This is a genomic window from Streptomyces sp. NPDC088261 (assembly GCF_044740805.1).
In the GTDB taxonomy this organism is placed as follows: Bacteria; Actinomycetota; Actinomycetes; order Streptomycetales; family Streptomycetaceae; genus Streptomyces.
On the sequence record NZ_JBIURL010000003.1, the window covers coordinates 234204 to 257924 of the forward strand.

24 protein-coding genes are annotated in these 23721 nt (G+C 71.0%); 19 read left to right on the top strand and 5 right to left on the bottom strand.

Features of this window, described 5'->3' with window-relative positions:
• Positions 1-105 precede the first annotated feature (105 nt).
• The gene (locus ACIODU_RS08300; protein ID WP_401765321.1) at positions 106-2022 is read left to right on the top strand and encodes a glycosyltransferase family 2 protein; all 1917 of its coding nucleotides are present in this window, start codon (positions 106-108) and stop codon (positions 2020-2022) included.
• Entirely contained in the window at positions 2019-3983 is a 1965-nt protein-coding gene (locus ACIODU_RS08305; RefSeq protein WP_401765324.1) for a galactose oxidase-like domain-containing protein, read from the top strand. Before ACIODU_RS08300 ends, ACIODU_RS08305 begins: the two co-directional genes overlap by 4 nt.
• An 88-nt stretch (positions 3984-4071) precedes the next feature.
• On the opposite strand, the gene ACIODU_RS08310 is transcribed toward ACIODU_RS08305, so the two are convergent.
• Both ACIODU_RS08310 and ACIODU_RS08315 read right to left on the bottom strand, forming a co-directional pair.
• Positions 4072-5112 (bottom strand): glycoside hydrolase family 6 protein, encoded by a 1041-nt coding sequence (locus ACIODU_RS08310; RefSeq protein WP_401765327.1) that lies wholly within the window; start codon positions 5110-5112, stop codon positions 4072-4074.
• A gap of 52 nt (positions 5113-5164) precedes the next feature.
• On the bottom strand, positions 5165-6187 hold the full coding sequence (locus ACIODU_RS08315; protein ID WP_356426436.1) for a DUF5937 family protein: 1023 nt from the start codon (positions 6185-6187) through the stop codon (positions 5165-5167).
• A 93-nt stretch (positions 6188-6280) separates the two neighbouring features.
• On the opposite strand from ACIODU_RS08315, the gene ACIODU_RS08320 reads away from it, so the two are divergent.
• From ACIODU_RS08320 to ACIODU_RS08335, 4 genes are all read left to right on the top strand, one after another.
• Positions 6281-7918, top strand: a complete 1638-nt coding sequence (locus ACIODU_RS08320) for an MFS transporter (RefSeq protein WP_401765330.1) — start codon at positions 6281-6283, stop codon at positions 7916-7918.
• 10 nt (positions 7919-7928) lie between these two features.
• Entirely contained in the window at positions 7929-8438 is a 510-nt protein-coding gene (locus ACIODU_RS08325) for a MarR family winged helix-turn-helix transcriptional regulator (RefSeq protein WP_401765332.1), read from the top strand.
• 70 nt (positions 8439-8508) lie between these two features.
• Positions 8509-8847 carry a DUF3817 domain-containing protein gene (locus tag ACIODU_RS08330; protein ID WP_401765335.1) on the top strand — a complete coding sequence of 113 codons (339 nt, stop codon included), beginning with the start codon at positions 8509-8511 and terminating at the stop codon, positions 8845-8847.
• Positions 8848-9226: 379 nt separating this feature from the next.
• Positions 9227-9736, top strand: coding sequence for a GNAT family N-acetyltransferase (locus ACIODU_RS08335; protein ID WP_401765338.1), 510 nt, complete (start codon positions 9227-9229; stop codon positions 9734-9736).
• A gap of 105 nt (positions 9737-9841) precedes the next feature.
• Here ACIODU_RS08335 and ACIODU_RS08340 read toward each other — a convergent pair whose 3' ends face one another.
• Complete coding sequence (locus ACIODU_RS08340) at positions 9842-10426, bottom strand: DinB family protein (RefSeq protein WP_401765341.1); 585 nt, start codon at positions 10424-10426, stop codon at positions 9842-9844.
• Between the two features lie 127 nt (positions 10427-10553).
• On the opposite strand from ACIODU_RS08340, the gene ACIODU_RS08345 reads away from it, so the two are divergent.
• Positions 10554-11366: an alpha/beta fold hydrolase gene (locus tag ACIODU_RS08345; protein WP_401765344.1), complete on the top strand. Its 813-nt coding sequence runs from the start codon at positions 10554-10556 to the stop codon at positions 11364-11366.
• Here the strand turns inward: ACIODU_RS08345 and ACIODU_RS08350 are convergent.
• Together ACIODU_RS08350 and ACIODU_RS08355 are read right to left on the bottom strand one after the other, a co-directional pair.
• Positions 11356-11601 (bottom strand): hypothetical protein, encoded by a 246-nt coding sequence (locus ACIODU_RS08350; RefSeq protein ID WP_401765347.1) that lies wholly within the window; start codon positions 11599-11601, stop codon positions 11356-11358. The genes ACIODU_RS08345 and ACIODU_RS08350 overlap by 11 nt on opposite strands.
• Positions 11598-11933: a hypothetical protein gene (locus tag ACIODU_RS08355; protein ID WP_161308249.1), complete on the bottom strand. Its 336-nt coding sequence runs from the start codon at positions 11931-11933 to the stop codon at positions 11598-11600. The genes ACIODU_RS08350 and ACIODU_RS08355 overlap by 4 nt, the downstream gene beginning before the upstream one ends.
• Before the next feature lie 180 nt (positions 11934-12113).
• Between ACIODU_RS08355 and ACIODU_RS08360 the strand changes: the two genes are divergently transcribed.
• The 12 genes from ACIODU_RS08360 to ACIODU_RS08415 all read left to right on the top strand — a co-directional run bounded on the left by ACIODU_RS08360 (position 12114) and on the right by ACIODU_RS08415 (position 23620).
• Positions 12114-12956 carry a helix-turn-helix domain-containing protein gene (locus ACIODU_RS08360; protein WP_401765351.1) on the top strand — a complete coding sequence of 281 codons (843 nt, stop codon included), beginning with the start codon at positions 12114-12116 and terminating at the stop codon, positions 12954-12956.
• Complete coding sequence (locus ACIODU_RS08365) at positions 12938-13147, top strand: DUF397 domain-containing protein (protein ID WP_401765354.1); 210 nt, start codon at positions 12938-12940, stop codon at positions 13145-13147. Before ACIODU_RS08360 ends, ACIODU_RS08365 begins: the two co-directional genes overlap by 19 nt.
• A 98-nt stretch (positions 13148-13245) precedes the next feature.
• Positions 13246-13524, top strand: a complete 279-nt coding sequence (locus ACIODU_RS08370) for a DUF397 domain-containing protein (RefSeq protein ID WP_401765357.1) — start codon at positions 13246-13248, stop codon at positions 13522-13524.
• A 95-nt stretch (positions 13525-13619) separates the two neighbouring features.
• Complete coding sequence (locus ACIODU_RS08375) at positions 13620-15320, top strand: methylmalonyl-CoA mutase (RefSeq protein WP_401765360.1); 1701 nt, start codon at positions 13620-13622, stop codon at positions 15318-15320.
• Positions 15321-15423: 103 nt separating this feature from the next.
• Positions 15424-15912 carry a MarR family winged helix-turn-helix transcriptional regulator gene (locus ACIODU_RS08380; protein ID WP_401765362.1) on the top strand — a complete coding sequence of 163 codons (489 nt, stop codon included), beginning with the start codon at positions 15424-15426 and terminating at the stop codon, positions 15910-15912.
• Positions 15909-16775 carry an ATP-binding cassette domain-containing protein gene (locus ACIODU_RS08385; protein ID WP_401765365.1) on the top strand — a complete coding sequence of 289 codons (867 nt, stop codon included), beginning with the start codon at positions 15909-15911 and terminating at the stop codon, positions 16773-16775. Before ACIODU_RS08380 ends, ACIODU_RS08385 begins: the two co-directional genes overlap by 4 nt.
• A complete protein-coding gene (locus tag ACIODU_RS08390) occupies positions 16735-17679 on the top strand; it encodes an ABC transporter permease (RefSeq protein WP_401765369.1) in 945 nt (314 codons plus the stop codon). The genes ACIODU_RS08385 and ACIODU_RS08390 overlap by 41 nt, the downstream gene beginning before the upstream one ends.
• A 36-nt stretch (positions 17680-17715) precedes the next feature.
• Positions 17716-19206, top strand: coding sequence for a hypothetical protein (locus ACIODU_RS08395; protein WP_401765372.1), 1491 nt, complete (start codon positions 17716-17718; stop codon positions 19204-19206).
• Between the two features lie 126 nt (positions 19207-19332).
• On the top strand, positions 19333-20310 hold the full coding sequence (locus ACIODU_RS08400) for a tetratricopeptide repeat protein (RefSeq protein WP_356426384.1): 978 nt from the start codon (positions 19333-19335) through the stop codon (positions 20308-20310).
• A 634-nt stretch (positions 20311-20944) separates the two neighbouring features.
• Positions 20945-21592 (top strand): DUF6230 family protein, encoded by a 648-nt coding sequence (locus ACIODU_RS08405; protein ID WP_356426381.1) that lies wholly within the window; start codon positions 20945-20947, stop codon positions 21590-21592.
• 101 nt (positions 21593-21693) lie between these two features.
• Positions 21694-22290 (top strand): DUF6114 domain-containing protein, encoded by a 597-nt coding sequence (locus ACIODU_RS08410; RefSeq protein WP_356426378.1) that lies wholly within the window; start codon positions 21694-21696, stop codon positions 22288-22290.
• Positions 22280-23620, top strand: a complete 1341-nt coding sequence (locus tag ACIODU_RS08415; RefSeq protein WP_401765377.1) for a hypothetical protein — start codon at positions 22280-22282, stop codon at positions 23618-23620. Before ACIODU_RS08410 ends, ACIODU_RS08415 begins: the two co-directional genes overlap by 11 nt.
• The last annotated feature ends 101 nt before the right edge of the window (positions 23621-23721 follow it).

Sequence of the window (23721 nt, forward strand, 5' to 3'; positions counted from 1 at the left end):
GCCAGTTCGCCCCTTACGCCACCCGCTCGGCCCGTCTCCAGTCGACACGCCGGACGATCTCCCTTTTTGTGGGGTTATCGACCTTGCTGATCAGCTGGAGGCACCGTGCGGCCCGACGGCTACGACTACGACAGCCACAGCTGCCTGTCCGGTCCCCTCATGGAACCGGACCCGGCGGCCGTCTACCGGGTGGGGTACCGGAGTCTGCTCGCCAAGGAGCCGCACCGAATACGCGCCATCCTGCTGATGACCCTGGCGCCCCTGCTGTCGGGCGTGCTGCTGCTCTACCTCGTGTGGCCCAGCCACCGGACCGAGCGGGAGGGCGGCCAGCGCTGGCTCATCGCCTTCGACCACGTGATGCTCGTGTCGATCGGGCTCATCGCCTTCTTCATGCTGGTGAACGTGGCCTCGGTCGCCCACGCCACCCTCGTCGCCCGGGACCCCGTCCCGGTGCCCGCCGAGGTCGGCACCCGGGTCGCGTTCCTCACCACGTACGTTCCCGGCAAGGAACCGCTCTCCATGGTGCGGGCGACCCTCGAAGGGGCCGTGAACCTGCGTCACCAGGGCCTTCTCGACATCTGGCTGCTGGACGAGGGCGACGACCCGCAGGCGCGGGCGCTCTGCGAGGAGCTGGGAGTCTGGCACTTCACCCGCAAGGGCGTACCGGAGTGGAACCGCCCCAAGGGCGTCCACAAGGCACGTACCAAACACGGCAACTACAACGCGTGGCTCGCCCGGCACGGCGACGACTACGACTTCTTCGCGTCCGTCGACACCGACCACGTACCGCTGCCCAACTTCCTGGAGCGGATGCTGGGCTACTTCCGCGACCCGGACATCGCCTTCGTCGTCGGACCGCAGGTGTACGGGAACTACACCTCGCCCGTCACCAAGGCCGCCGAGTCGCAGCAGTTCCTCTTCCACGCGCTGATCCAGCGGGCGGGCAACCGCTACCACGCGCCGATGTTCGTCGGCACGAACAACGTCGTGAGGATCACCGCCCTCAAGCAGGCCGGCGGCCTCTTCGACTCGATCACCGAGGACATGGCGACCGGGTTCGAGGTGCACCGCAGGAAGAACCCCCTCACGGGCCGGTTCTGGCGCTCCGTCTACACCCCCGACGTGCTGGCGGTCGGTGAGGGCCCGGCCTCCTGGACCGACTTCTTCACCCAGCAGCTGCGCTGGTCCCGGGGCACGTACGAGACGCTCATCAAGCAGTACTGGAAGGCACCCTTCCGGATGCCGCCGGGCCGGCTGGTCAGCTACACGCTGATGCTCGTCTACTACCCGATGACGGCCGTCAACTGGCTCCTCGGGATCCTCAGCTGCGTCCTCTTCCTCTGGCTGGGCGCCTCGGGGACCCAGGTCTCGTCCTCGGTCCTGCTGATGCTCTACAGCGACGCCGCCGCCTTCCAGGTCGGCCTCTACCTCTGGAACCGGCGGCACAACGTCTCGCCCCACGAGCCGCGCGGCTCGGGCGGCCTCGCCGGGATGGCGATGTCCGCGCTCTCCGCCCCGATCTACCTCAGGTCGCTCGGCTCGGCGGTGCTACGCACCCGGGGGCGGTTCGTGGTCACGCCCAAGGGCGGCGAGACCACCACCGACCGGCTGGCGACGTTCCGGATCCACCTCTTCTGGGCCGGCGTGCTGGTCAGCTCGCTCCTCGCGTCCGTCTGCCTGGGGCACACACACGCGGCGATGCGCACCTGGGCGGTCCTGGCCCTGGCGATCGCGCTCGCACCGGTGGCGATATGGGCGGGGACGGTACGGCGTGAACGGCACGCGGCCGGGCTCGCGGCGCGGCCGGTGGCCGGGGCCCCGGAGCGGGTCACCGCTCCGGATCACGTCACCGCTCCGGGCCAGGTCACCGGCCCGGATCAGGTCAACGCTCCGGATGGGGTCACCGACCCGGATCGGGTCCCGGCGGCGGTGTCGCCCGGCGCGGAGCCCGCGCCCGCACCCGCGCTCGCCTCTACGACAACGGCGCTCGCCTCGACGGCAACGGGAGGAATTGAGTCATGAGGTACCGGTACCGGCCGACGGGCAGGTTCAGGAAGACGCTGCTGGGCGGCGGGGCGCTGGTGGTTCTCGCCGGGCTCAACGCCCCCGCCGCGCTCTCCTTCGCGGGGGAGAAGTACCACGCGTACAAGATCTCGCAGCCCGGCTACAAGCAGCGCTACGGCTCCTGGGACCTGCTCGACGTACCGAAGGAGTTCCGTACGAACGCGATCCACGCGGCCCTGCTGCACACCGGCAAGGTGCTGATCATCGCGGGCTCGGGCAACAGCCAGAAGAAGTTCGACAAGGGTTCCTTCGACACCATCCTCTGGAACCCGGCGGACAACAGCTTCCGCAAGATCCCCACCCCCGAGGACTTCTTCTGCTCCGGTCACTCCCAACTGCCCGACGGGCGGCTGCTGGTGGCCGGCGGCACGGCGCGGTACGAAGTGCTCGACGGCGAGGTCGACCGGGCGGGCGGCGGGATGCGCGTCAAGAACGAGAACCCGGACCGGGCCGTCACGTTCAAGAAGGGCACGCGCTTCCGCTCCCCGTCGGGGGTCGAGTACGTCAGCAGGTTCGACGTCACCGTGCCCAAGGCGAAACGGCAGTTCAAGATCTCGTACGCGCGCACCGGCCGGATGATGCCGTGGAAGACGAAGGTGACGGCGGGCGAGGCGCGGGTCTTCGTGGAGGCGGCGAAGGCGGGGCCCGAGGCGCTGACGACCGAGGCGGCGCAGTACGAGATCCTCGGCCTCAAGGGCAAGGACGCGGACAACCTGTACGGGCTGGCGCAGAAACTCACCACGGAGAAGCAGGACTTCCAGGGCATCAAGGCGGCGTACGAGTTCGACCCCAGGGCCGAGAAGTACGTCCCCGTCAGCCCGATGAAGGAGGCCCGCTGGTACCCGACGCTGGTGACCCTGGACGACGGCAAGGTGCTCGCCGTCTCCGGTCTGGACGACGTCGGAGCCGTACTGACCGGGGACAACGAGATCTACGACCCGGCGACGAAGAAGTGGTCCAAGGGCCCGACCCGCTACTTCCCGACCTACCCCGCGCTGTTCCTCACCAAGGGCGGCAAGCTCTTCTACTCCGGGTCCAACGCCGGGTACGGGCCGGCGCAGAAGGGCCGGCAGCCGGGCGTGTGGGACGTCAAGAAGAACACCTTCACCCGGGTCAACGGACTCACGGACGTCGACCAGACGGAGACGTCGGCCTCGCTGATGCTGCCGCCCGCGCAGGACCAGAAGGTGATGGTCCTGGGCGGCGGCGGGGTCGGTGAGTCGTCGCTGGCGACGGCCCGTACCGCGATCGTGGACCTCAAGCGGGACAACCCCGGCTTCGAGAAGGGGCCCTCGCTGCCGCAGGGCACGCGCTACCTGAGCAGTGTGCTGATGCCGGACGACTCCGTCTTCACGACGGGCGGGTCGTCGGACTACCGGGGGCGGTCGGCCAGTGACATCCACAAGGCGCAGTTCTACGACCCGCCCCGCAACGCGTTCCGGCCGGCCGCCGACCCGACGGTGGGGCGCAACTACCACTCCGAGGCGCTGCTGCTGCCGGACGGGCGGGTGGCCACCTTCGGCTCGGACCCGCTCTTCGACGACGCGGACAACACCAAACTCGGCACGTTCGAGCAGCGGGTGGAGATCTACACGCCGCCGTACCTGCACGGGCGCGGCGGCAAGGACCGCCCGGTGCTGGGCAAGGGGCCGGCCGCGCCGGACGCGAACGGCCGGGCGACCTTCGCGACGGCGGACGCGGAGCGGATCACGAAGGCGCGCCTGATGCGGCCGAGCGCGGTCACGCACACGACGGACGTGGAGCAGCGGTCGATCGCCCTGGATCTGACGAAGGGCGCGGGGGAGGTGACGGTGGAGGTGCCGAAGGACCCGACGCTGGTGCCGCCGGGCTGGTACATGGTGTTCGTGACGGACGCGGAGGGGGTGCCGTCGGAGGCGAAGTGGCTGAAGGTGGGGTGAGTACGGGGGCGGGGCGGGGCGGGGCGGGGGCTGGGCCGGGCCGTGGGCGCGTGTGGTGGCCCGGCGCCCGGCCCGCCCCGCCCCCCGTTCAGCCCTTCGCTCTCCTCGCCAGGCCCAGGGCGTAGTCCGGCCACCACGTGCCGGCCGCCGGGCCGCCCCGGCAGGGGCCGTCCGATTCGCCGGGGCGTTTGATCCACAGGTAGGCGTCGACCAGTGTGTCGCCGGTGCGGGTGGTCGGGGGTGTGCCGAGCGCCCGGCCCGGCGGGTTGCACCACGCCTGGGCGCGGTCGCCGGGCAGCGGGCCCCGGCCGTTGCGGCTGGTGTCGACGGTGAAGTGGGCGCCGCCCAGCAGGGCGGAGAGCTTGGCGCCGAAGGCCCTGACCGTGTCGTTCGACTGGAAGTTCGACACATTGAGTGAGAATCCGTCGGCCGCGTTGACGCCGGCCCGCTCCAGGGGGTCCGCGAGCCGGGCCGGGTCGGAGATCCAGGCCGGGTTGCCCGCGTCGAGGTAGACGCGGGTGCGCGGCTGCTGCTTGAGCCGGCTGACCGCCTGGGCCAGCAGCGTGTAGCGCTCCTCGTGGTGTTCGGCCGGCGTGCAGCCGTCCGCGAGGTGCGCGATCGCGTCCGGTTCCAGGATCACCACGGCCGGGGTGGTGCCGAGGGCGGTGGCGAAGGAGTGGATCCAGTTCCGGTACGCGGAGGCGTCGGCGGCGCCGCCCGCCGAGTAGAGGCCGCAGTCGCGGTGGGGGATGTTGTACGCGACGAGGACCGGGGTCCGCCCGTCGGCGGCCGCGCCCCGCACGGCGTGCTCGACCTGCGGTACGGGATTGTCGCCGGAGGGCCACACGGCGACCGGGCGGTCGGCGATGCGGCGCAGGGCCTTGGCGTCGGCGGTACGGCCCCGGCGCTCCCAGCGGGCGACCTGGCGGGCCGCGTCGCTGTCGGGGTCGACCCAGAACGGCGAGGCGGAGTCCTGGGCGGCCTCGCCGTGGCCGACGGAGGAGCCGCCGGGCCGCCGCTCGCCCGCGCCGGAGGACGACGAACACCCACTCAGCGTCAGGGCGAGGACGAGGGCGACGATCGACGTGGTGACAACGGCTGAGCGCGGGCGCGGTCCGTGGCCGGACATCCAGCCCCCTCGGGAGTGGCGTGGGCAGGTCCGGCACATCGTGACATAACGGTCAGTCGGCGGGGGGCTGCGACACCGCGAGGGTGATGCCGAGCGGGGTCCGCTCGTAGAGCACCTGGTGACCGTACCGCCGCGAGGTCAGCAGCCCGGATTCCCGCAGCACGGAGAGGTGGGCGGAGACGGAGGAGGGCGCGAGCCCGAGCCGGTGGGCGAGCGCGGTGGTGCCGGCGGGCTCGTCCAGGGCGCACAGGACGTCGGCGCGGGCCCGGCCCAGGAGCCGGGCGAGGACGTCGGGGGTCCGGTCGGCGGCCTCCGTCCACAGACCGCCGATGCCGCGGGCGGGGTAGATGAGGGCGGGCTGCCAGGGAGCCTCGTACCCGCTGACGACGCGGGGCCAGCAGAAGACACTGGGCATGAGCACGAGCCCCTGACCGCCGAGGACGCGGTCGTGGTCGCCGTGGGTCCCGACGATGGTGAGGGTGGCGCCGCCGGATCCGTTGCCCGGGCTGCCCTCGCCCCACTTGAGCTGCGGACTCAGCTCCCCGAGCAACCGCTCGAAGCCGCTGTCCGCCAACCGCCGCGAATGGTAGGCGACATCGGCCTCCAGCAGCGCGCGCAACCGTGGCCACTCGGGCTCGATCAGCGCCCGCCAGGCCCGCTCCAGCAGATCGGCCAACTCCCGTACGGCCCGGGCGGGGTCGGCCAGCATGGCCCGTCCGGCGGGGGTACGGGCGGCGCCGGGGGTGTCGGCGAGGGCGAGCGCGATGTCGGTACGGGCGGCTTCGGGCGAGGTGGCCCGTACGCTTTCGATCTCCTCCTCGAAGGACGCGAGGGCGCTGAGCGGCGCGGGGCAGAGGAAGTCGGGGTTGTGCCCGGCATCGGGCATCAGCAGATACAGCGGCCCGAGATCGATCCCGGCGGCGGCGTCCCGCACGCGTCGGAGCCAGGGCAGGTGATACCCGTGCCGCTCGGGCCGCGCGAGGGTCCGTACGGCTTCCTGCGTCTCCCAGAGCGGGGACACGGCAAACCGGAAACGAAGCAGATCGCTCTCGCCGAAGTGAAGGTGAAAGGGCATGACCTGACGGGCTCCGGGGGGTGTCGGGGCTCGGAAGATTCGCCCACACCCGAAAGTCTACCGACGGGGGTCGGGCACCGGCAGTCTGCGCGTATGCCCGAGAAGGACGCCCCACCCACGCCCGAAACCGCGACTGCCGATACACCCGACGCCGGACTCCGTACTACGACCGGAACGCCCGCCCCCGGGCCCGCTGACAGGAGCGACGCAGGTGGCGACCCGGTTGCCGCCGGGGCGGCCGGTACTGGCGGTGGCCCGGTTGCCGCCGGGGCGGCCGGTACTGGCGGTGGCCCGGTTGCCGCCGAGGCGGGTGCCACCGGGTCTTTCGGCGCCGGGGCGGCCGGCACCGCCGGTGTCCCCGACGGCCGGGTCGTCGCCGGAGCGACCGCCGCTGAAACCCTCGCCCCCGGCGCCGTGGGCGCCCCCGCCCCCGCTCCCGCCACCCCCCGGGGCTACCGCCCCGTCTTCGCCGTGCGCGAGTTCCGGTTCGTCTTCGCCGCGCACCTCCTCTCCCTCCTCGGCGTGGTCGTCAGTGAGATCGCGCTCACCGTCCTCGTCTACGACCTCACCGGCTCCCCGTTCCTGAGCGCGCTCACCTTCGCGCTCGGGATGCTGCCGTACCTCTTCGGCGGAATTCTGTTCGCCGGCGTCGCCGACCGGTATCCCGCCCGGCGGACCCTCGTGACCTGCGACCTGGTCTGCGCCGCCTGCGTCGCGGTGATGGTGGTGCCCAGCACCCCCGTCGCCGGACTGCTCGCGCTGCGCTGCGCCGTGGCCGCCGTCTCGCCCGTCTTCACCGGGACCCGGATGGCCGCGCTCACCGACATCCTCGGCGAGGGGGACCTCTACGTCCTCGGCCGCTCCCTCCTGCGGATCGTCTCGCAGAGCGCCCTGCTCGCGGGGTACGGCGTCGGCGGGATCCTCCTCGCCGTCGTCCCGGCGCGCGGGGCGATCGGCATCACCTTCGGGACGTTCCTCTGCTCGGCCGCCCTGCTGCGGTTCGGCACCCGCAAGCGCCCCGCCCGCAGCGGAAGCGGAAACAGGAAGCAGGACAACTCCCAGCCCGCCAGCATGATGCGCGAGTCCCTCGCGAGCGCCGGCTTCCTCCTCCGCGACCGCCGCATCCGCGTCCTGCTCCTCCTCTTCTGGATCCCCGCGATGTTCGTCGTCGCCCCCGAAGCCCTCGCCGCCCCCTACGCCGACGCCATCCACGCCGGCCCCGCCGCCCTCGGCCTCATGATGTGCGCCATGCCGATCGGGCACATCTCGGCCGAGCTGTACGTCGGTACGGCCCTGTCCCCGCGCGCCCGCAGCCGTATCGTCCTGCCCGTCGCCGCCCTCGGCCTCGTCCCCCTGCTCGTCTACGCCGCCCGCCCCGGCCTCGGCTGGGCCCTGCCCGCGCTCGCGCTCTCCGGCGTCGGCGCCGCGTACGTCATCGGCCTCGACCAGTGGTTCGTCGCCGCCGTCCCGGAGGAGCGGCGCGGCAGCGCGATGACCCTGCTCACCGCCGGCCTGATGACGATCCAGGGCCTCGGCATGGCACTGGCGGGGGCCGCCGCCGAGTTCCTTCCCGTCCACCACGTCGTCGCCTGGTCCGGCGGGATCGGCACCGTGTGCTGCCTCCTGCTCGTACGGGAAGCACGGAGAACCGCCCCGAAGGCCGCCCCCGAGACCGGGGCCGAGGCGACCGAAGTGCGAGACGGGTCGGGGCGCCAAGTGACCACTGGGTAAGGTCGTGGCCGTGTCAAAGCCGCTCAGCCTTCCCTTCGACCCGATCGCCCGCGCCGACGAACTCTGGCAGCAGCGCTGGGGCCCGGTGCCCTCCATGGGCGCGATCACCTCGATCATGCGCGCCCACCAGATCCTCCTCGCCGAGGTCGACGCCGTCGTCAAGCCGTACGGACTGACCTTCGCCCGCTACGAGGCCCTCGTCCTGCTCACCTTCTCCAAGGCCGGCGAACTGCCGATGTCGAAGATCGGCGAGCGGTTGATGGTCCACCCGACGTCTGTCACCAACACCGTGGACCGGCTGGTGAAGTCCGGTCTGGTGGACAAACGCCCCAACCCCAACGACGGCCGCGGCACCCTCGCCTCCATCACCGACAAGGGCCGCGAGGTGGTCGAGTCCGCCACCCGCGACCTCATGCGGATGGACTTCGGCCTGAGCGCGTACGACGCCGAGGAGTGCGCCGAGATCTTCGCGATGCTGCGCCCGCTGCGGGTCGCCGCCCAGGACTTCGACGAGGAGTAGACGAGGCGTGGGGGGAGAAGTACCGGCCCCCGCGAAGATCGCCCGGAACGTGCCGGTTACGCTGAGTGCCATGAAACGAAGCGTGCTGACCCGCTACCGGATCATGGCCTACGTGACCGGTGTGCTGCTGGTCCTGCTGACTCTCGGCGTGATCGCCAAGTACGTGCTGGACATCGACGGCGCCAGCGGCTTCACCAGCGTCGTCGGTATCGCGCACGGCTGGCTCTACATCGTCTACCTGGTCTTCGCCTTCGACCTGGGCGCCAAGGCCAAGTGGCCCGTCAAGCGCCAGATCTGGGTCCTCCTCGCCGGCACGGTCCCGACGGCGGCGTTCTTCGTGGAGCGCAAGGTCACCCGGGAACTGGAGCCGAGGATCACCGAGGACACCCCCCTCACGGCAAAGGTGTAACCCCCGCGCCCCCCAAGGATCCGCCCTACGCCTGCCCCCGCGTGCGCTGCGCGGGCGGCAGCCGTCGGGGGGAGCGGAGATGAGTTGTTTCTCGATGCCGTTCTCCTCGAATCTCCTCGAAGAAGCCGCGCGCTTTCGCGCCCCCCGGCGGTCGAATGCGGCGGGATGATACGGTCTCCGGCGTTCGTGTTCGATTCAGAGTGAGGAAGTGGGGAGGTGGGGTTGATGACCGCGCTCAAGGCCACCGCCGTGTGCTCTGCCCAGACCACCCTCACGTCCTGGGCTGTGGCCTGACCTCATCCGGATTTGCCCTCGCTGGGAGCGTGAGCTCGCGGGGCAACCCCACACGAACCCACCATGAAACGGATCTCCATCCATCATGAGCATCAACTGGATCACGCGTGCCGAGACCAGCGCCGACATCCCCGCCCTTCGCGCCATCAGCCTCGCCGCGTTTGACACTCCTCTGGAGGCCGACCTCGTCGACGCCCTGCGCGCCGACCCTTCGTGGATCGACGGACTGTCCATCGTCACCACCGACCAGGACGGCAAGCTCATCGGCCACGCTCTGCTGACCCGCTGCCACATCGGCGACACCCCGGCCCTGTGCCTGGGCCCCGTCGCCGTCCGGCCCGAGTACCAGAAGACCGGCGCCGGCTCCGCGGCAATCCGCGCCGCGTTGCAGGCCGCCAAGGAGCTGGGCGAGCACTTCGTCACCGTCCTCGGACACCCGACGTACTACCCGCGGTTCGGCTTCACTCGCGCTTCCGAGTACGGCATCGGACTCAGCATCGACGTCCCGGACGAGGCCATGATGGCCCTGACCCTCGACGTCGAGCATCCGCTGCCCGGCGGCACTGTCCGCTACGCCGCACCGTTCGGCATCTAGTCGAAGCCCGCCGTGCCGGGGCCGCCACCGAACCTCGGCACGGCGGTTCCGGACCGCTCACACACAGCGCGCCAGATCGCCTGCGATCCCGCCAGACGGGGTGGTCTAGGGCTGGCCTGACGCGGCTGATTCGGCCGCTCGCTCGATCTTCGCGCGGTGGGCGGCGCGGGCGGCCTCGTCGATCCGCGGCTCGTGTTCGGGGCGCATCCCCGTTCGGCCGTCCAGGCCCTCGCGCAGGATGTCGGCGTGGCCCGCATGCCGGTTGGTCTCGCCGAGGACGTGGACCAGGACCGCGAAGAGGTTCGTGCGGGCATGCGGCTCCGGCCACCACGGCACGTGGCCGGGGGTATCGAGGGCGAGCGCGTCGATCGTCACGTCCGAGTGTTCCCACGTGCGCCGGTAGAACTGGATGATCTGATCGCGCGTCTCGTCCCCGGCCGCCCACAGATCGCTGCCGTCGTGGTCCTGCCACCGGGGCAGCGGTTCCGGGGACGGCCGGCCGAAGACCTCGCCGAAGTACCTCGCCTCAACCCCGGCCACGTGTTTGACCAGGCCGAGGAGGTTCGTCCCGGTCACCGTCAACGGCCGGCGGGCGTCGTATTCGGACAGGCCGTCCAGCTTCCAGAGCAGCGCCTCGCGGTCCCGCCGCAGTCTGCCGCGCAGGCTGTCCTTCGCGAATTCATCGATCATGCGGCAGGAGCCTGCCACGGGTTGCCCACGGCCACCGATGAGTTTTCCGCCCCGCGGGAGTCCCATCGGGAACAACTCACGCCACGGCCACTGCACTACGGCCCCTACGCGAACCGGAGAGATCGACATGTCAACAGAGGCCCGTTTAGTCTCCGCCGACGGCACCGAGATCGCGTTCGAGCAGTCGGGCACCGGACCCCCCGTCGTCCTGGTCGCCTCGGCCCTCGCCGACCGCTCCGACACCACCAAACTCGCGTCCCTCCTCGCCCCGCACTTCACGGTGATCAACTACGACCGGCGCGGGCGCGGTGCCAGCGGTGACGGCGACGCCTCCACCCCCGACCGCGAGGTCGAGGACATCGCCGCCCTGGTCGAGTACGTCGGCGGTACGGCGTCGCTGTTCGGGTCGTCCTCCGGAGCCGTCCTCGCCCTGCGCGCGGCCGCCGCCGGAGTGAACGTCGACCGACTGGCCCTGTACGAGCCGCCCTTCGTGGTCGCCGAAGGCGACGACGGACCGCCCAAGGATCTCGCGCGGCAGATCACCACGCTGCTGGCGGAGGGCCGGCACAGCGACGCGGTCGCGTACTTCATGACCAGGGTGCAGGGCATGCCCCGCATCGCCGTGTTCTTCATGAAGCTCATGCCGAAGATGTGGAAGAACCTCACCGGCCTGGCCCGCACGCTGCCCTACGACATCGCGGTCATGGGCGACACCCAACGGGGCCGACCGCTCGACCCGGCGGAGTGGAAGGGCGTGGCTGTACGCACCCTGGTCCTCACCGGCGCCAAGAGCCCGGCCGCCTTCCAGCGCGCCGCCCGCGCCCTCACCGACATCCTGCCGCAGGCCGACCACCACACCCTGCCCGGCCTCAACCACGGCGCGGTCGTCATGGCGCCGAAGAAAATCGTCCCCCGGATCACCGAGTTCCTCAAGCAATGAGCCTGCCGCGCAGACCGAGGGCTGTACGGCTGCGGGTGTTGGCCTCGGAGACGCGAGCGCTGAGGAGTTCGGCCGGGGTCAGGGGGCGGACCCGGTTCGGGTCGGCGTCCCATTCCCGGCCGCCGGCGAGGGGGCGGAGTTGGAGGTAGGGGCCCACGTGGCCCATGACCATGCCGACGCGGTCGCGGGCGGGGTCGTGGACGGTGTCTCCGACGGCCGGGTGGCCGTCTGTCACCGGCCGGTACCCTTGACGATCACGGCGGCGAGAGCCAGCGCGACGGGGGCGGAGCAGACGCCCAAGTAGACGAGGGCGTAGCGGGTGGCGCGGCCGGCGTCGTCGTCCGTGTCGCCTTCTGTCTCCGGCCAAGGGGTACGTACATCCATCGCGGGCAGTTGAATCCCGGCCGCCGTCAGCGCTTCGGCGAGCGCGTCCCTCGCGTCAACTGCCTCCTGGATCTTGGCCGTTCCGACCAGGCCCTCCGGCGGTACGAGAACGCTGTGTGCGGGGGCGGGAGTTGCTCCCGGTGTACGGCGGGGGAGCGGCGAGTGGGGAGGCTGCGGCGTCATGGGGGGCCTTCCTTCGGCTGTTTCTGCGCGGAATCTCCGCCCCGTTCGCGAGTCGCGTATTACTGTGCGTGAGGGGCGTGTTACGAGAATGCGCCACCGGGGGTACGGGCCCCGCTGCGTGCGGGTGCTGCTTCCCTCGCATCCGAAGCACGTTCCACACCTTCCACGGAGGGCAGCACCATGCCGACGAGACGAGTGGTCACCGGCCGCAGCAGGGAACCGCGCGCACGGTTCGCGGAGGAACTGCGCGCCATGCGGGTTCAGCGCGGCGAAAGCCTGCGGCAGCTGGGCGAACGGGTCGGCTGGGACTGGTCGTTGTTCGGCAAGATGGAGAAGGGCGAGACGGTGGGCGGCCCGGAGGTCGTCCAAGCGCTTGACACGTACTACGGAACGCCGGGGTTACTGCTGGCCCTGTGGGAACTGGCCGTGAGCGACAAGGCACAGTTCCGCGAGCGCTACCGGCGGTACATGTCGCTGGAGGCCGACGCTGTGAGCCTGTGGCACTTCGCGGTGAGTGTCCCGCCGGGTCTATTGCAGACGCGCGGCTACGCGCGAGAGGTTCTGGCGGCTGGTGGCCTCAAGGGTGAGGAGTTGGACCAACAGGTCGAGGCGCGGATGGGTCGGCGGGAGCTGCTGGCGGGCGACGACGCCCCGCCGTTCCGCACGATCCTGTCGGAGGCTGTGCTGCGGACGCCGTTGCGGGACGCGGCTGAGTGGCGGGCGCAGCTGGAGTACTTGCTGGATGCGAGCGAGCGCAGGAATGTGACAGTGCAGGTGTTGCCTTTCAGCGCGGGGCTGCATGGCTTGCTGAGCGCTGACATGTGGTATCTGCGGCTGCCGGACGCTCGGACGGTGGCGTACGCGGAGAACGGCTACCAGGGCGAACTGATCGAGGAAACGGCACCTGTTGAGCGGTTGCAGCTCAGGTACGATGCGGTGCGCGACATGGCTCTGTCCCCTGCCGAGTCGCGGAAGTTCATCCTGCGCCTGTTGGAGGAAGTGACGTGCGATCCGTCGACCTGAGCGTTGTGACTTGGCGTAAGAGCAGCTACAGCAATCAGGACGGTGGCGCTTGCGTCGAAGTCTCAGACGACTTCGACGCCATCGTCCCTGTCCGGGACAGCAAGAACCCGCATGGCCCTGCGCTCGCCTTTCCGGCCGATGGCTGGTCGTCGTTCGTCTCGGCTGTGAAGAACGGCGCGTTGGGCGTCTGAGCGCCAGTTGTACGAGACGGGCTCCCGCAGATCGGTTGTGCCGGTCTGCGGGAGCCCGAGTAGCCGGAGTTCACCCTGCGCACTCTGGAGGACGTGCCGTGAGCGTCACCACGTGGCGTAAGAGCAGCTACAGCAATCCGGACGGTGGTGCCTGCGTCGAGATCTCTCAGGCGCCCATCGACCTGAGCGCCAGCACGTGGCGTAAGAGCAGTCACAGCAACTCGGACGGCGGCGCTTGCGTCGAGGTCGCCGACAGCTTCGTCGCCGTCGTTCCCGTCCGGGACAGCAAGAACCCGCTCGGCCCCGTGCTCGCCTTCCCGGTCGGCGGTTGGTCCTCCTTCGTGGCGGCCGTGAAGAACGGTGCGCTGGGCGTCTGAGACGACCGCCGTGCACTGCCCCGTGCCTCTCCCATCGACATTTACTTGGACGTCCTAGTAAATTGGAACGCATGGAAGGCAAGGAGGGTGAAGGTATGGACGCTCACGCCGTCGAAGAAGGCCGCCGTCGCTGGCAGGAACGGTACGACAAGGCACGCAAGCGGGACGCGGACTTCACCACGCTGTCCGGGGACGTGGTGGAGCCGGTGTACGGGCCCCGGCCCGGGGACACGTACGAGGGCTTCGAGCGGATCGGATGGCCGGGGGAGTACCCGTTCACGCGCGGGCTGCACCCCACCGGGTACCGGGGCCGGACCTGGACCATCCGCCAGTTCGCCGGCTTCGGGAACGCCCTCCAGACGAACGAGCGCTACAAGACCATCCTCGCCAACGGCGGCGGCGGGCTCTCCGTGGCCTTCGACATGCCGACCCTGATGGGGCGCGACTCCGACGACCCGCGTGCCCTGGGCGAGGTCGGCCACTGCGGCGTGGCCATCGACTCCGCCGCCGACATGGAGATCCTCTTCGGGGACATCCCGCTCGGCGACGTCACGACGTCGATGACGATCAGCGGCCCGGCCGTCCCCGTCTTCTGCATGTACCTCGTCGCGGCGGAGCGCCAGGGCGTCGACCCGGCCGTCCTGAACGGCACGCTCCAGACCGACATCTTCAAGGAGTACATCGCGCAGAAGGAGTGGCTCTTCCAGCCCGAGCCGCACCTGCGCCTGATCGGCGACCTCATGGAGCACTGCGCGAGCTCCATCCCCGCGTACAAGCCGCTCTCGGTCTCCGGCTACCACATCCGCGAGGCGGGGGCGACGGCCGCGCAGGAGCTGGCGTACACGCTGGCCGACGGCTTCGGGTACGTGGAGCTGGGCCTGAGCCGGGGCCTGGACGTGGACGCCTTCGCGCCCGGGCTGTCGTTCTTCTTCGACGCGCACCTCGACTTCTTCGAGGAGATCGCGAAGTTCCGCGCGGCCCGGCGGATCTGGGCGCGCTGGATGAAGGAGGAGTACGGCGCCAGGACGGACAAGGCGCAGTGGCTCCGCTTCCACACCCAGACGGCCGGGGTCTCGCTCACCGCGCAGCAGCCGTACAACAACGTCGTACGGACGGCGGTGGAGGCCCTTTCGGCCATTCTGGGCGGCACCAACTCCCTCCACACGAACGCGCTCGACGAGACCCTCGCCCTGCCCAGCGAACAGGCCGCCGAGATCGCCCTGCGGACGCAGCAGGTGCTCATGGAGGAGACCGGCGTCGCCAACGTGGCGGACCCGCTCGGCGGCTCCTGGTTCGTGGAGCAGCTGACCGACCGGATCGAGGCCGAGGCCGAGAAGATCTTCGAGCAGATCAAGGAGCGCGGGCTGCGGGCCCACCCGGACGGGCAGCACCCGATCGGCCCCATGACCTCGGGAATTCTGCGGGGCATAGAGGACGGGTGGTTCACGGGCGAGATCGCCGAGTCGGCGTTCCAGTACCAGCGGTCCCTGGAGAAGGGCGAGAAGCGGGTCGTCGGCGTCAACGTGCTCCACGGGTCGGTCACCGGTGACCTGGAGATCCTGCGGGTCAGCCACGAGGTCGAGCGGGACCAGGTCAAGGTCCTCGGCGAGCGCCGGGCCGCGCGGGACGACGCGCGGGTCACCGCCGCCCTGGAGGCCATGCTGGCGGCCGCGCGGGACGGCTCGAACATGATCGCGCCGATGTTGGAGGCCGTACGGGCGGAGGCGACGCTCGGCGAGATCTGCGGGGTCCTGCGGGACGAGTGGGGCACGTACACGGAACCGCCCGGCTTCTGAGCCGGGGTTCCGGCGACGCGGGCTCTCTTCCCCCGGACCGGCTGTACGGGTCCGGGGGATGCTCTTTGGCATTTAGCTCTGCGTAAGAGCTAAAATCGGTGGTATGACCACCGAGATGTCTCAAACCGGTGAGGGCACCGACCACGCCGACGCCCTCGCGGACGCGCTCGCCGGCGTCCAGCGGCTCGTCCGGCGGCGGCTGCGACGCGAGCTGGACGTCTCGCCGATGCGCGGCGCGCAGATCGAGCTGCTGCGCCTGGTCGCGGCCCGCCCCGGCATCGGGGTGTCGGCCGCCGCCCGGGAGCTGCACCTCGCCAACAACTCCGTATCGACCCTGGTCAACCAGCTCAGCGGGGCGGGATACCTGCGCCGCGAGACCGACCCGGACGACCGGCGCTCCGCCGTCTTGCTGCCCACCCCCGAGGCCACGGAACGGCTCGCCGCCTGGGCGTCGCGGCGGGGCGCGCTGATGCGGGAACAGCTGGCGCGCCTGACCGTGGAGGACAGGGCGGCCCTCGCGGCCGCCGTCCCCGCACTGAACAGACTCGCCCGGAACCTGCACGACGAGTACGGAGAGGGGGAGCGCGCATGACCAACGAGCGGAGAACAGACGAGAGGAACGACGCCGTCACCTGCACCGGGCTCGACTACGCCTTCAACGACACGAAGGCCGTCGACAACCTGGACCTGTCGGTCGGCGCCGGCGAGGTCTTCGGGCTGCTCGGCCCGAACGGCGCGGGCAAGACCACCGCGATCCGCTGCGTCACCACCCTCCTCCCCGTCCCCGCCGGCATGGTCCGGGTCTTCGGCCACGACGCGGCGAAGGAGCGCATGGCGGTACGCCGCCTGCTCGGCTACGTACCCCAGCAGCTCTCCGCCGACGCGACCCTGACCGGCCGGGAGAACGTCACCCTGTTCGCCCGGGTCTTCGACGTCCCCCGCCGGGAGCGGGCAGAACGGGTCGCGCAGGCCCTCGCGGCCGTCGACCTCACCGACGCGGCGGACCGGATGGCCAAGACGTACTCCGGCGGCATGATCCGCCGTCTCGAACTGGCCCAGGCACTCGTCAGCGCACCCCGCCTGCTGATGCTGGACGAGCCGACGATCGGGCTGGACCCGATCGCCCGTACCAGCGTGTGGGAGCACATCAACGCCGTACGGAAGGCGACCGGCATGACCGTTCTTGTCACCACGCACTACATGGACGAGGCCGAGCAGTACTGCGACCGGATCGCCCTGATGCACCACGGTCGGATCCGGGGCCTCGGCACCCCCGGCGAGCTGCGCGGCGAACTGCGCGACCGGCGCGTGGCCGCCGGCACCGCCACCCGGAAGGACCCGCTCCCGACCCTGGAGGACGTCTTCCGCGACGTGGCGGGCAGCGGCCTGGACGAGGAGGGAGGGGACTTCCGTGATGTCCGTACGACCCGGCGCACCGCCTCCCGAGTCGGCTGACGGCGCGTCGGCCGACGGCCGGGGCGGCGGCGCGAACGGCGGTCCGGGCAGCGGTCCGGACAGCGCCCCGGCCCCCGGCAGCAAGCCCGACCTCAGCAAGCTCAACCTGCTCCTCGTCCCGCCGCGCCCCCGCACCGGCTGGCGGGTCCTGCTCGCCCGGGTCGCCGCGATGTGCGCGGTGGAACTCCAGAAGCTCCGCCACGACCGGACCGAGCTGTACACACGCGCGGTCCAGCCCGCGCTGTGGCTGCTGATCTTCGGCGAGACGTTCACCCGTATCCACGCGATCCCGACGGGCAACACGCCCTACCTGGACTTCCTGGCGCCCGGCATCATCGCCCAGTCCGCGATGTTCATCGCGATCTTCTACGGGATCATGATCATCTGGGAGCGGGACGCAGGTGTCCTCACCAAACTGCTCGTCACCCCCACCCCCAGATCCGCCCTGATCACCGGCAAGGCGTTCGCCGCCGGGGTGAAGGCGCTGATCCAGGCGGTCGTGGTGATCGTCATCGCGGCGGCGCTCGGCGTCGGCCTGACGTGGAACCCGCTGCGGCTGCTCGGGGTGGCGGTGGTGGTGATCCTCGGCTCGGCCTTCTTCGCCTGCCTGTCGATGACGATCGCGGGGATCGTGCTGACCCGCGACCGGCTGATGGGCGTCGGCCAGGCCATCACGATGCCGCTGTTCTTCGCCTCCAACGCCCTGTACCCGGTGGCGATCATGCCCGGCTGGCTCCAGGTGATCAGCCGGATCAACCCGCTGAGCTACCAGGTCGACGCCCTGAGAGGACTGTTGCTCGGCACGTCGTCCCACCATCTGCTGCTGGACTTCGGGGTGTTGGCGTTCGCCGCCGCCCTGGGCGTCGCGGCCGCCTCCTCGCTGCTGGGCCGTCTCGCGCGATAGGGTCGGCGACCCTCGACGGGGGGAGGGCGACGGCGCATGGCGGCGAGGGTCAGGTACGACCAGCGGGTGCTGGCACTGATAGAGGTACGCGGCGGATCCCGGGACTGGACGGAGGCCGAGCGGGTCTTCGAGGCGCACGGCTGGCCGGTCGTCGGCCACGAGCCGCGCGGGCAGGGGGAGTCGGCGGGCATCCTGACCGCCGATCCGGCGGCGCGGGTGTACCGCGTCGAGATCCGGCTGTACGGGGCGTCCCGCCGGGCCGAGCGGGGCGCGACCTGGCAGGTGCGGAACGCGGCGCGGACGGCGCAGCTGGAGATGTACGTACGGCGGGCGGACCGGCTGGACCGCGACAGCGAGGTGCTGTCGGAGTGGCTGGCCCATTCGACGGCCCACCGGACGGGACCGCTGTCCCGGGTGGCCCGGCGGCTGGCACGGGCGGGAGTCTTCGACGCGGGGACACAGGTGACGGCGGGAGGGCCCGGGGAGGCGCTCCGGCTGGCCCGTGCGGGCCTGGACGGCGGGGCGCGGCGGGCGGTCGCCGTACGGCCGATGGACGGGCGCTGGAAACGCCCGGCGCGGTTACGGCGGGAGAGGCAGTTCGACCGCCGGATGGCCACGTTCGCGATCGGTACTCTGGTCCTGTCGGGGAGCGCGGCCATCGCGGCGGAACAGGCCGGTGTGCTCCGCTACTTCTGGGCAGGGGTGGCGCTGGTCGCGGGGTGTGTCGCGCTGTTGGCCGGAGGGACCTCCGACCGGGGCCGTCGCCTGTCGAACACGGCGATCGCGGGCGGGGCCGTCACGACGGTACTCGGCGTCACCCTGAGGGACCCAGGTATGTCCGGGGCGGACGGGCTCCGGCTGCTCTACGGGCTGACCCTCGTGACCGGGCTGGGGCTGCTGGTGCGGCAGTGGACCTGGGGCGAGTGGGCCACCTGGGCCGTTCCCCTCGCCGCCACGCTGCTGATCTCCAGTTTCGCGGGGGCCGGGTCCGTCCTGCACGCCCTCTACGCGGATGCCCTCTCGCTGACACCGGACGATCTCGACGTTCCTCCGGCCTGGCAGTTCCTCTCGGCGCTCAAACTCGTCGCGCTCCTGCTGCCGGTCCTGCTGGTGCCCGCCGTGTGGGGTCTCGCCAAGCACTACCACTACGTGGTGCCGGGCGAGCGCTTCAGCGGGCTGATGTACGTCACGATCCTGGTGGCGTTCCTGGTGGCGGGCGGCAGCTTCGCCCTGGATTCGGCCGAGACCGCGGCCTCGCGGACGGAGAAGGCCGCCCGGCAGGGGCGGGAGGCCCCCCACTACTTCGGCGTCGAGCCCGCGTGGACCTGCGTCGAACCGACCGTCCCGCTCGCCTCCCTCTCGGGCGAGGGGCCCCGGCTCGACCCCGCCCGGCCCTACCTGGCCTTCGGGGTCGCGGGCGGCAACGCCGTGCTGTGGGACCGGCGTTCCGGCGGACCGCTCAAGGTCCCGGCGGAGAAGGTACGGCTGGTGCCGGCGACGTCGGCGGAGGCGCGCTGCGGCCGTTGACGCGCCCCCTGGTACGGCCGCCGGAAGCGGTGCCGTACCGCCGTTCGGCCCTCGCGACAGTCGTGGGGAGGAATGGGTGTACACGCCGCTTTTCCCTGGCGCGCCCGGAGGGGGGAGGATGTACTCATGCAGCCTAGGAACATGTCCATGAGCGGCGTTGTCGACCTCGCCGCGGTGAAGGCGGCCGGTGAGGCCAAGGCGAAGGCGGAGCAGGCACGCGCCGAGGCCGCCCGCCACGGCGGGACCGCCGCCGTACCCCCCTCCAGCCTGGTGATCGACGTCGACGAGGCCGGCTTTGAACGCGATGTCCTCCAGCGCTCCTCCGAGGTCCCGGTCGTCATCGACTTCTGGGCCGAGTGGTGCGAGCCGTGCAAACAGCTCAGCCCGGTGCTGGAGCGCCTCGCGCACGAATACAACGGCCGTTTCGTCCTGGCGAAGATCGATGTCGACGCCAACCAGATGCTGATGCAGCAGTTCGGGATCCAGGGCATCCCCGCGGTCTTCGCGGTGGTCGCCGGGCAGGCGCTGCCCCTCTTCCAGGGCGCGGCCCCCGAGGCCCAGATCCGCGCCACGCTCGACCAGCTGATCCAGGTCGGCGAGGAGCGCTTCGGCCTGACCGGGATCGCCGTCGACGCGGACGCGGAGGGCGCGCGGGCGGCGGAACCGGAGGACGCCGTACCGGCCGGACCGTACGACGCCCTGCTCGAAGCCGCCGTGCGGGCCCTGGACGCGAACGACTTCGGCGGAGCGGCGCAGGCGTACCGCAACGTCCTCGCCGACGACCCCGGCAACACCGAGGCCAAGCTGGGCCTGGCCCAGGCCGAACTGCTCTCGCGCGTCCGGGACATGGACCCGCAGCGGGTGCGCGAGGACGCGGCGGCCAAGCCGGCGGACGTCCGGGCGCAGATCGCCGCGGCCGACCTGGACCTGGTGGGCGGGCATGTGGAGGACGCGTTCTCCCGGCTGGTCGAGACGGTCCGGCGGACGGCGGGCGACGACCGGGACGCGGCGCGCGTACGGCTGTTGGAGCTGTTCGAGGTCATCGGCGGGGACGATCCGCGGGTGACGGCGGCGCGGCAGGCGCTGGCGAGGGTGCTGTTCTGACGGCGCGGGATTCCGTACGGGATCCTGGGCGGGCGCCCTTTCCGGCGCCCGGCATTCCGCATTCGGCCAATTCACACGTACAGCAGTCGCGTTTTGCTAAAACTTGGGGAACGCGGCTGCTGTTACTGCCAGTAAATCAACCGGCTTGCTCTGTCCGGTTTTTGGCCCCCATCCCCCCTTCTGTCGGCCCCGTTCGCGGCACCCTGAGTGGTGGGCCGGCGGCGGTGGGTGGCGGGCCGGTTATCTTGCCGTTACTAGCCAGTAACGAGCCCCCTTGTGTAGAGCTCGTGAATGCACGACGATCGGCGACGCTCGGTCCAATACCGCACCGGCACGGCAGCCAGCCGCGCCCGCCGGTCGAGGGTTCCCCGCCGAGTGGACCGGCGGCACCGCCGCCGGCCCGGACAGGGGGGTTCCTGCTCACGGGCAGGGCCTGTCCAGAGGTTGCGCGAAGGCGTGGCCAGTGGTTGTCGCTCGGGGGTGATCGCCGGAGAATCGGACGCGGCCGCACGCACGCACGGTGCGGTTTGCGCACCCGATCCGGGCGCTCCCCTTCCCGAGGACGTAGCACTTCTCCCATCCCAGGACGGGCCAGACCCGATCCGGAGATGTACGTCCGAGAAGGAGGAAATACATGGAGTCCCCAGCCCAAGTTCGTGGCGGGACCAGATGGCGGCGGTTCGCCGTCGTCATGGTGCCGAGTGTGGCCGCCACGGCCGCGATCGGTGTCGCTCTCGCACAGGGCGCGCTCGCCGCGTCGTTCAGTGTGTCGGGGCAGAGTTTCAAAGTGAAGGCCTCCGAACTGGTCGGCCAGAACATGGTGCAGTACGGCGGTGTCGCCCCCGGTCCGAAGGGCAACCAGGCCGTCGTCGTCTCGGGCTTCAAGTCGGCCACGATCACCGACATGTGCCAGTCTGTGGTGACGCCGGACGTGCCGCTCCTGGGCACGATCACCCTGAGGTTGAAGGCGGGCTTCGGCGAGAAGAAGGTTCTCGCGGACAACCTGTACCTCGACGTCGCGTCACTGGATGTCGACAACGCCGTGTTCGACACCATGGAGATCGGGCTGCCGGCCAAGGATCTCCAGTCGCCCGGCAGGAGGGCCGACGAGAAGGAATCCTCGCCGGGCGCCCCCTACGGCTTCGGCCAGCAGGCGAAGACGGCAACGCTGACCGGAGTGAGGCAGACGGCGTGGGCCACCACGGCCGGCTCCTTCACCCTGCCGAACCTGAGCCTGCGGCTCAGTCGCGGCACCGACGAGTGCTTCACGGACGCTCCCTAGGCGTCCGCCCCGAGCGGGTCGGACCATCGCGGCGCTCGCCGGGTCGTTCGGCTCGCTCGGACCCTCCTCTCCACGTGACACCCTCCCAGGGAGCTGTATCCATGAAGGCCGAGTCCACAGAGTCCCGCGGATTCACCTACTGGCGGCTTCGGTTCCGAGCCTGGCGTGGTAGCCGCCCCTTCTGGGCCGGCCTGTTCACCCTCCTCGGCGGAATCCCGATCGCCTACTTCCCGTACGGGAATCTCAAGCTCGGCAACCTCACGCTGGCCATGTCCACCACGGCCGGGGCGGGTTCGCTGATCATCGGTGTCCTGCTGGTCACCCTGGGTCTGACGATGTGGTACCACAGCCTCGTCCGGGTGTTCTCCGGCGTGGCCGCGATCCTGCTGGCCCTGGTCTCGATCCCCATCTCCAACTTCGGCGGCTTCCTGCTCGGTTACCTCTCCGCGCTGGTGGGCGGCGGGCTCGCGCTCGCCTGGGTGCCTGTGAAGCACCCCGTGCCCGAGGAGCCGGAAGAAGACGAGCACTACGACGAGTTGGCCGAGCCGTACAACAGCACCTCGGCGCACGACGAGTGGACCTCGGAGCCCCACCGCCCCGGTGGTGACCCCCTCCTCCCCGCCCCGCGCGAAGGGGCGGAACCGAACGTGACGGAAACGACTGCCGAGGCCAATGGCGGGAGGAACAGTGCGGGGTGACCACGCGCAGTGGACCGCGGCCGGGGACGACGACCCCCCGGTGCGGAGGGGGCCGCGGCACGCGGCGCCCAAGAAGTCCCTCCTGAACAAGCTCCAGATACCCGCCGGCAAGGCGATGGCCCTGGCCGCGATGCCGACCGCCGTCTTCGTGGGCATGGGGCTCACCCCCCGGCTCGCGCTGGCCAGTGACAGTCAGGACATCCCCTTCCTGCCGGGGCCGTGCGTGACCCGTTCCGACGACCCCGACCCCTCGGAGTCGCCCAGCGGATCGGCCTCGCCGTCGCCCTCCGCGTCGGACTCCGCCGACCCGTCCGATCCGTCCGACCCCTCGGACCCGTCGGCGCCGGCACCGTCCGACAGCGGTACGGCCCCCGAGCCGCAGCCGTCCGCGACGTCGACCCCCGCGCCGCAGCCCCCGGACCCGCCGCAGGGCGATCCGCAGCCCGGGGACACCACCCCGCCCGCCCCGCAGCCGACGAAGACCAGGAACCCGCTGGACCCGCTGGGCCTCGGCGACGCGCTGGGCGACCTGCTCGGCGGCGGGGGCAAGAAGACGACACCCCCGCCGGAGCCGGACCACACGGCGACGGCCGCCCCGGAGCAGCCCGTACCGTCCCCGTCGGAGACGCGGTCGTCCAGCGACAAGCCGACGTCCACGCCGAAGCCGGACCGGCCCACCGAGCACCCGACCGGGCAGGCCACCGGCGCCGCCAAGGCCGCCGAGGACGCCATCAGGGACGCCGCCGACCAGGCCGGCGCCACGGTGGAGGAGCTGGGCGAGGACGCGAAGGGGCTCGACGCCCGCGCGGACGAGGAGATCCCGGAGGACGCGGACGGCAAGGAGCCGTTCCCGTGCCCGACCGCGGACCCCGAGGCCCTGGCGAACGCGAAGCTGGACGCGGGCGTTCCCCGGCTGGCCAACGACCCCTGGACGCTCAAGAGTTCACTGCTGACCCTGAACGGTCTCGACTACCAGGGCATCGTGGAGGTGGAGACCGGGAGCGGTGAGATCAAGAAGGTGCTCAAGTTCACGGCCTCGTCCCTGGACATCAAGGATCTGCACCAGACATGGATCCACCCGGACGGGGGGCTGGGTCACACGACGGGCGGACCGGGCACCACGTCGACCATCCGGGGCGCCGAGGTGACCATGTACACGGAACAGTTGAAGGGCAACCTCTTCGGTCTGATCCCGATCACCTTCAGCCCGGCGACCCCGCCGCCGCTGAACATCCCGTTCGCGTTCTTCACGGACGTCACCGTCCTCCAGGCGGGCCAGTTCGGCGGCACGCTGACGATCCCGGACCTCAAGAACTACGTCACGGACTGACCGTACGAACACAACGAACACGCGAAGACCGCGGGCACCGCGACCGAGCACCCCGTACGGCAATGGGCCGCACCCCGATCCGGGATGCGGCCCACCGCCGT